Here is a 6,954-nt window from a genome sequence, read left to right on the forward strand (position 1 = left end):
CACTGGGGCGAGCGCGACCGGGCTCTCCTCCCCCTGGCCTGCTCCCAGGTGGGGCTGTTCGCCTCGCTGGTGCTCACCTCCGGCGGCCTGGACGTCAGCGGCGCGGACATCGGGCTCATCACCCTCACGTCCTTCTATTCCGTCCTCATCGCCGGGCTCATCGAGTTCATCAATGACGCGAACAACAGCGCCCGCGGCTACAACTTCGCGCCCATGTTGATGGCGCCCGCCATTGGCATGGCCATGGGAGGGTTGCTCTCCATCCCCCTGGAACTGAACGGGATGGACTTCGCGCTGCTCTACTCGGTGCCCCTGGCCGCCAGCGGCTTTGCCCTCGCCATGGCCGCACCGCTCTCCGGCAACGCCACCACCGGCAGGGCGGTGCTCATCACCCTGACCAGCAGCCTGGGCCTCACCGCGCTCATCACCGCCCTCACCTCCGCCGTCGCGCCCCAGCAGCCCGCCTCCGCAAGCGCTCCGCGGCTCACCCCGGTCCCCGTGGTGCTTGCCACGGGCCGTCACAACACCGGGCTCGCCGTGGGCCCCGGGGTGTCGATCCAGTTCTGACTCGCCGTGACTGGCTGGAATCGGCCATGGCCTGCCGCGGCGGTCAGCCTCGGCCGTTGGGCACTCAGCGCTCCGGCTGGGGAAGGAACGGCGGGCCGGCTGTTCGTCACAAGGCGCCTGCGAGGCCCTCCTTCTGGGAGCCTGGACCTGAACCCCAGGCGCAAACCCCACCTGGAGCAAGTGACATGAACAAGGAAAGCATCATTCGAGCCTGGCGGAGTCCGGAGTACCGCGCGAGCCTGTCTCCCGAGGAGCGTGCGGCGCTCCCGGAGAGTCCTTGCGGCAAGCCCCTGACCGAGCTCGGAGAGACCGAGCTGACGGAGATCGTGGGAGGAGCCCCCCTGTGTACAGGGACCCAACAGACCCGGGGTCCCCTGGCCTGTACGCTCAACTCCTGCGGCATCGTCGCGTGCGCCCCTATCTCGTACCGGTTGTGCGCGCTGGAGTAGCGAGCGCGGCAGTGTCCGCCAGGTGATCCAGGGAGGGGGGACAAGGCGAAGCTGAAACCCGTCCAGATTCTCAGCCAGCCTGGGCCGCGCCGGTGGTTGCACCCAAACTGACCGACCCCGTATCCTCGGCGGCCTTGGAGTCCCGGTGGCCCCGGCGCGGCTGCCCGTCCCTGCATGCAAAGCTACGAAGCCCTTCAGTCCGCCATCGACTCCGCTTGGGAGCTCCTCGAGGCGCGGCTGACCACCCTGCCGCCTCCGCTCGATGCGCTGGCCCAGCGCTACCTCACCCGCATCTCCGATGGGGACAAGGGCCACCGCGGCTACTTCTCCAGCCGGCTCGCCCCACCGCTCGTCTTCCTGCCGCTGTGGCTGCGCGAGCGCTTCCGGCGCGAACAGCCCGACGCCGCGCCCTCGGAGGAAGTGACGGTGCGCATCGTGGCCAGCGCCATGTGGGGCTACCTGTATATCCGCATCCAGGATGACCTCCTCGACGAGGCGTCCCCGGCTCGCTCGCAGACGCTGCTCGGCAACGTGTGCATCTTCGAGATGGCCCAACTGCTGGGGAAGCTCGCCGCGGACTCGGCCGCCTTCCGCGCGGCCTTCGAGCGTGCGTGGATCGACTTCACCCGGTGGACCCTCGCGGAGCACGAGCAGCTCCTGTCCAATGCGGAGTACGACCGCGAGCGCTTCGAACAACACACGCGCAAGGTGGCGTTCGCCCGTATCCCCGCGCTCGCCGTGTGCACCCTCGCCGGCCACGCAGCGCTCGAGCCCACCGTCGAGCGGCTGGTGGATCAGCTCGGAGTCGCCTACGGGCTGACCAACGATGTGGTCGGCTGGCAGCGGGATCTCGCCAATGGCCACCGCACCTTCCTGCTCGCGCGGGCCGGCTTCTCGCGCGGGATGCCCGTGGAGCGCGCACGCCACGAGGTGCGTGAGGCCCTCTACGGCCAGGGGCTCGTGATCCAGACCCTGGAGGAGTCGGCCGCGTGGCAGCGCCGCGCCGCCGAGAGCGCGCAGGCCCTGGGCCTCGCGGAGTTCGCGGACTACACGCGCGAGCGGCTCGCGCTGCTGGACGAGCTGGGCTATGAGGCGCGCCTGCTTCAGCTGCGCTGGGTGCTGGCTGGCGGTGCCGCCGCGCCAGGCGCGCGCAAGGAGACCCCTCCATGACGCCTGACCAGGTACGCTCTACCTATGACGAGGCGTACGCGCGCCGCTACGACGCGTCGTTCCTGCACACGCCTCAGTACAGCTTCCGCGAGAAGACGCTCTTCGAGCTGTTCCTCGTCCGGACGCTCACACAGCAAGCGGACTCGTGGCTGGATGTGGCCTGTGGCACCGGCTTCTTCCTCTGTCACGGCCGCAGCAACCCCAACATCACCTGCGTGGGCCTGGATCTCTCGCCCGCGATGCTGGCGATCGCTCGCGAGACAAACCCAGGGACTCGGTTCGTCGAGGGCGACTTCCTCGCGCCGCATCCCGATCTCGAGGGGCGCTTCGCCCTCACCTCCTGCATGTGGGGCGCCTACGGATTGCAGGAGTCGGTGGCCCACGTCGAGCGGCTCGTGGCGAACCTGGCCCGGTGGACACGCCCAGGCGGCACCGTCTTCATGCCCGTGTTTGATCCGGCGCGCTTCGTCACCCTTCAAGCCGAGGGGCGGCTGATGGAGGGCGTGAGCCTGGGCGCGCCCGATGGAACGCTCTGGTCGTACCTCGAGCCCGATGGGAAGTTTCACGAGGATGTGCTCGCGCCGCCCCTGGAGGTGATGCGCGCGATGTTCGAGCCCGCCTTCGACACCGTCGAAGTCAGGCCCTATCCCAACACGCCGGGCATACCCATGGCCGCCCTGATCGCGCGGGGCCGCCGCTAGCTTTGGAGGGAAGCACCATGGACAAGAAGATCATTGATGAAATCATCGGCCGTGGAATCACCGACGCGAACTTTCGCAAGGCCTTGACCGCCGACCCCCGGAAGGCCCTGGCGGAGGCCGGCTACCCCGTCGATGAGAACCTGTTGGCCCTCATCGATGCCTCGAGCCTGAAGGCCTTGGACTCGATGGTGACGGATTATGAGAGCAAGTTCCTGGGCGGCCAGGGCGGCTCTCAGGGCACTCCCGGTGCTGACGGTGGCCTGGGCGGCCCCGGGGGCCCGGGCGGCGGCCCCATGGGCTGAGGCCCGGCGGGCGGGCGCTCAGAACGCCACGTGGAGCGAGCGCAGGCGCCGGCCCAGGGGCGGCAGCGGCCTCCAGTCCGGAGTCTGGAACGCCGGACGGAGCCCTGGTAGCCGCTCCAGGATCATCCGGATGCAGATCTGCCCCTCCAGGCGAGCCAGCGCGGCGCCCAGGCAGTAGTAGCTCCCCATCCCGAAGGCGAGGTGGCGGTTCGGCCGGCGGGTGATGTCGAACCGCTCCGGAGAGGGATACACCTCGGGATCGAAGTTGGCGGCCTTGTACACGAGCACGAAGGTCTCCCCGGCGGAGAACCGCTGGCCTCCCAGCTCCAGCGGCGCCTTGCTGACCCGGACCATCGCATCCGAGGCCCCGTCGTAGCGCAGCATCTCCTCGATGGCGGAGGGCATCAGCTCGGGCTTGTCGCGCAGCAGGGCCAGCTGCTCGGGGTGCTGCAACAACAACAGCAGCCCGCTGGAGATGAGGTGGCTGGTGGTCTCGTGCCCCGCGAACAGCAACATCGCGCAGTTGGCGACGATCGCCTCCGGCTCGCGGGCGAAGAGGCCCTCCTTCTGAGACACCAGGACGCTGATCAGATCTCCCCGCGGCTCCCGGCGGCGCTCGGCGATGAGGGGACGCAGATACTCTTGCATCTCCAGCAGGCTGCGCTGGCCGCGCTTGAGCCCCTCCAGCTCCACCTGCTGGAAGAAGCTGAGAATGTCGGCCGACCAGCGCTGCAGCAACGCGCGGTCCTCCGGAGGCATCCCGAGCAGCTCGCCGATGACATTGGCGGGCAGCGGGCGGGCCAGCTCGTCCACCACCTCCAGGGAGCCGCGCTCCTGCGCGGCGTCGAGCAGCTCGTGGGTGAACTGCTGCACGCGCGGGCGCAGCTCCTCCACCTTGGCGGGGTTGAAGTACTTCTTCAGGGCGCTCTGGAAGTCCAGATGGTCCTGCTCGCTCATGAGCCCCGCCCACCACCGGAGGCAGCGGCTCGCCGGCTCGAACTGCTGCTTCAGCTCACCGGGCAGGCGTTGCAACCAGCTCGCGGCCGAGACGGCGACCAGCCGCTCATCCTTGGTGGCCGCCAGCACATCCGCGTAGCGCGTGAGCACCCAGCCATGGAACTGGGGGCTCCAGCAAATGGGGTGCTCGGCTCGCACCCTGCGCAGGAACGCGTGGGGATCCCGCAGCACTTCTGGGGAAAAGAAGTCCTGGCTCACTGCTTCCTCTCGGAAGAGCTCGCTGCCACCATCCGGGGGTGCCTTCCGAGCAGAGCATACCGCTAGAGGCCCTCCGGCGCATCCGCATCTTCGAGTCCCTCGAGGAGAAGCACCTGCTGGCGCACCAGTGGGAAGTGCTGCTCGACAAGTTCTACGTCCATCTGCCCCTCAAGGAGAGCCTGCTCGGGCTCAACCTCGTCCAGCGGGTGCGGCGGCTCCAGGAGCAAGCCGCGCTCTATCCGGATGACTCCGCGTTCATGGCGGCCCTGCTGCAGCTGTCCACGGCGCTGCGTGATTTCCACACCATGGTGGATATGCCGGAGCCGTGGTCAAGGTACACGGCGCTGCTCCCCTTCCAGCTTCATGAGTACTTCGATGACGCGGGAGCGGCGCGCTACATCGTGGGGGAGCTCGCGCCAGGGGTGGAGCTGGGCGGAGACTTCCGCCGCGGCGTGGAGGTGACGCACTGGAATGGCGAGCCCATTGCCCACAAGCTCACCTGTCTTGCGAAGCAGACGGCGGGCTCGAACCCCGAGGCCCAGAAGCGCCGGGCCCTGGCGCTGCTGACCCAGCGCATCTTGAGGTTCTACCTCCCGCCAGACGAAGACTTCGTCCTTGTCACCTACCTGGGGAAGACAGGCCCTGCGGACATCAAACTCCCCTGGAGGGTCCAGGAGACGCCCCAAACGGGACGGTGGGCCGCCGTGCCGGCGCTGGTCAGCGTTCCGGAGAGCCTGGCCTTCCGAAGCGTGGAGACCCTCAGTGGGACGTTGGGCTATCTCCGGATCGCCAGCTTCATGATCAACGACGTGGATGGGTTCGTCCGGGAGGTCCAGCGGATCATCCGGTCCCTGCCCCAGGCCGGGCTCATCATCGACGTGCGCGGCAACCCCGGCGGCTCCATCTTCGCGGCCGAGCGCATTCTCCAGTTCTTCACCCCGAACCGCATCGAGCCGGAGCCGGTCTCCCTGCGCTGTACCGATCTCACGCTCAAGCTGTGTGAGTCCGGCGAGGGCTGGGCTCCGTGGAGAGCCTCGCTCTGGCAGGGCCTCACCACCGGCGAGCTGTTCTCCCAGGGCTTTCCGTTGACCCCGGTGGAGCAGGCGAACGACGTGGGGCAGCTCTACAAGGGCCCGGTGGTCCTGCTGTGCGATGCGCTGAGCTACAGCGCCACGGACTTCTTCATCGCCGGGTTCAAGGACCACAACATCGGAAAGATCATGGGCGTGGACAGGCAGACCGGCGCGGGCGGGGCGAGCATGTACCGGCACCAGCAGCTGGTGAGCACCTGGGCCAACGAGCCAGCCAGTCCGCTGAAGCCGCTGATCCGTGGAGTGGCGATGCGGGTGGCCCTGATGCGCTCCACCCGGGTCGGGGCGAAGCGAGGAATGCCCGTGGAGGGGCTGGGAGCGGAGATCGACATCCCCTACCGCTACACCCGAGACGACATCCTCCACGGAGACGTCGACCTGCTGAATCGCGCAGGCCAACTCCTGGATTCTCGTCCGTGACTGTCAGCCCAAGTTGCGGATGACGGCCATGGCGTCGGTGTCGTCACTCTTGAGGAACTTGCCGATCTGCTCGACCGCCTGCGCCTCGTTCTCGAGCTTGAACTGCGCCTCGAGATACGGCCGCTGCTCCTCCGGAGCGGCCCGGACCATGTCCATCTGGGTGCCGGACAGGTTCTTCCGGTGCTCCACCAGCATCTTGAATGCGCTGTCTCGACCAACTTCGAGTGCCATTGTCGAACTCTCCGAGGAGGCCTGGAACAGGTCCACCGGCATCCCCACCATCTCTGATTATCGGAGGGAGGGACCGGAAGTTTCCAAAAGGCGCAAGTCCCTGGAATGACAGGGCCTGCCGCCTACAGCAGCCGCGCCAGCTCCGTCACATGCGCGTCGTGCTCGCCAGCCTGGGCGAGCGCCTCGGCCAGCCGCTGCACGTACTCGCGGTTCGAGCCGCTGGGGCCGTGGGCCGAGCGCACCACCGCCGCGATCTCCTCCAGAGAGGCCGGCCCCAGGTAGTGGGGGTTGGAGGGGCCGGCCACGTACACCAGGGCCTCCAGCGGCGAGGGCTCGCGCGTCTCCAGCTGCGCCATGATCCGCTGGTAGCCCCCCTGCTCCCGAAAATCCAGGTGGGCCAGCACCGCCTCCACCCGCTCGGTGGCGATCCGGTAGGCCACGCCCCAGCAGCGCGCGCCGGGCTCGGGCACCAGCGTCACCACCCGCCCGGGCGCCTCCGGCACACCCCGGTGATCCGTCGAGCCCTGCCAGAATCGCCGCGCCCAGCCCTTCAGCCACGCCTCACGGCGCTCTTCGTACGGGAAGGAGGGACGGAAGATGAGTGAGCCGTAGCCGAAGATCCACATGGGTGCGTCCGCGGCACCCAGGCTCTCCAGGCTCTGCCTCCATGTCAAAGTCTTGTTGCCGGAATGGGCACTCCCGGAGTGATGGCCGCGGTGCCCGGGGGAAGGGGCACCTCGTTGAGGGTGAAGGAGAAGCAGGCGCCCTGCCCGGGCTGGCCTCTACCCCAGATGCGGCCACCGTGGCG

9 protein-coding genes are annotated in these 6,954 nt (G+C 68.4%); 6 read left to right on the forward strand and 3 right to left on the reverse strand.

What is annotated here, in order from left to right:
- The 5 genes from ACJ8AT_RS04440 to ACJ8AT_RS04460 form a co-directional block, all read left to right on the forward strand.
- A partial coding sequence (locus ACJ8AT_RS04440) for a hypothetical protein (protein ID WP_407736290.1) occupies positions 1-567 on the forward strand: 567 nt, incomplete at its 5' end.
- 185 nt (positions 568-752) lie between these two features.
- Complete coding sequence (locus ACJ8AT_RS04445; RefSeq protein ID WP_407736291.1) at positions 753-1,016, forward strand: mersacidin/lichenicidin family type 2 lantibiotic; 264 nt, start codon at positions 753-755, stop codon at positions 1,014-1,016.
- A 174-nt stretch (positions 1,017-1,190) separates the two neighbouring features.
- A complete protein-coding gene (locus ACJ8AT_RS04450) occupies positions 1,191-2,186 on the forward strand; it encodes a class 1 isoprenoid biosynthesis enzyme (RefSeq protein ID WP_407736292.1) in 996 nt (331 codons plus the stop codon).
- On the forward strand, positions 2,183-2,887 hold the full coding sequence (locus ACJ8AT_RS04455) for a class I SAM-dependent DNA methyltransferase (protein ID WP_407736293.1): 705 nt from the start codon (positions 2,183-2,185) through the stop codon (positions 2,885-2,887). Before ACJ8AT_RS04450 ends, ACJ8AT_RS04455 begins: the two co-directional genes overlap by 4 nt.
- 17 nt (positions 2,888-2,904) lie before the next feature.
- Positions 2,905-3,189 (forward strand): Os1348 family NHLP clan protein, encoded by a 285-nt coding sequence (locus tag ACJ8AT_RS04460; protein ID WP_407736294.1) that lies wholly within the window; start codon positions 2,905-2,907, stop codon positions 3,187-3,189.
- A gap of 18 nt (positions 3,190-3,207) precedes the next feature.
- Here ACJ8AT_RS04460 and ACJ8AT_RS04465 read toward each other — a convergent pair whose 3' ends face one another.
- Positions 3,208-4,404, reverse strand: a complete 1,197-nt coding sequence (locus tag ACJ8AT_RS04465) for a cytochrome P450 (protein ID WP_407736295.1) — start codon at positions 4,402-4,404, stop codon at positions 3,208-3,210.
- Between the two features lie 38 nt (positions 4,405-4,442).
- Between ACJ8AT_RS04465 and ACJ8AT_RS04470 the strand changes: the two genes are divergently transcribed.
- Positions 4,443-5,915: a S41 family peptidase gene (locus tag ACJ8AT_RS04470; protein ID WP_407736296.1), complete on the forward strand. Its 1,473-nt coding sequence runs from the start codon at positions 4,443-4,445 to the stop codon at positions 5,913-5,915.
- A 3-nt stretch (positions 5,916-5,918) separates the two neighbouring features.
- Here the strand turns inward: ACJ8AT_RS04470 and ACJ8AT_RS04475 are convergent, their stop codons facing one another.
- Together ACJ8AT_RS04475 and ACJ8AT_RS04480 are read right to left on the reverse strand one after the other, a co-directional pair.
- Entirely contained in the window at positions 5,919-6,146 is a 228-nt protein-coding gene (locus ACJ8AT_RS04475; RefSeq protein ID WP_407736297.1) for a hypothetical protein, read from the reverse strand.
- A 122-nt stretch (positions 6,147-6,268) separates the two neighbouring features.
- Positions 6,269-6,772, reverse strand: coding sequence for a gamma-glutamylcyclotransferase (locus ACJ8AT_RS04480; RefSeq protein ID WP_407736298.1), 504 nt, complete (start codon positions 6,770-6,772; stop codon positions 6,269-6,271).
- Positions 6,773-6,954: the final 182 nt, after the last annotated feature.

It is taken from the genome of Hyalangium sp. (genome assembly GCF_045802625.1).
GTDB lineage: Bacteria > Myxococcota > Myxococcia > Myxococcales > Myxococcaceae > Hyalangium.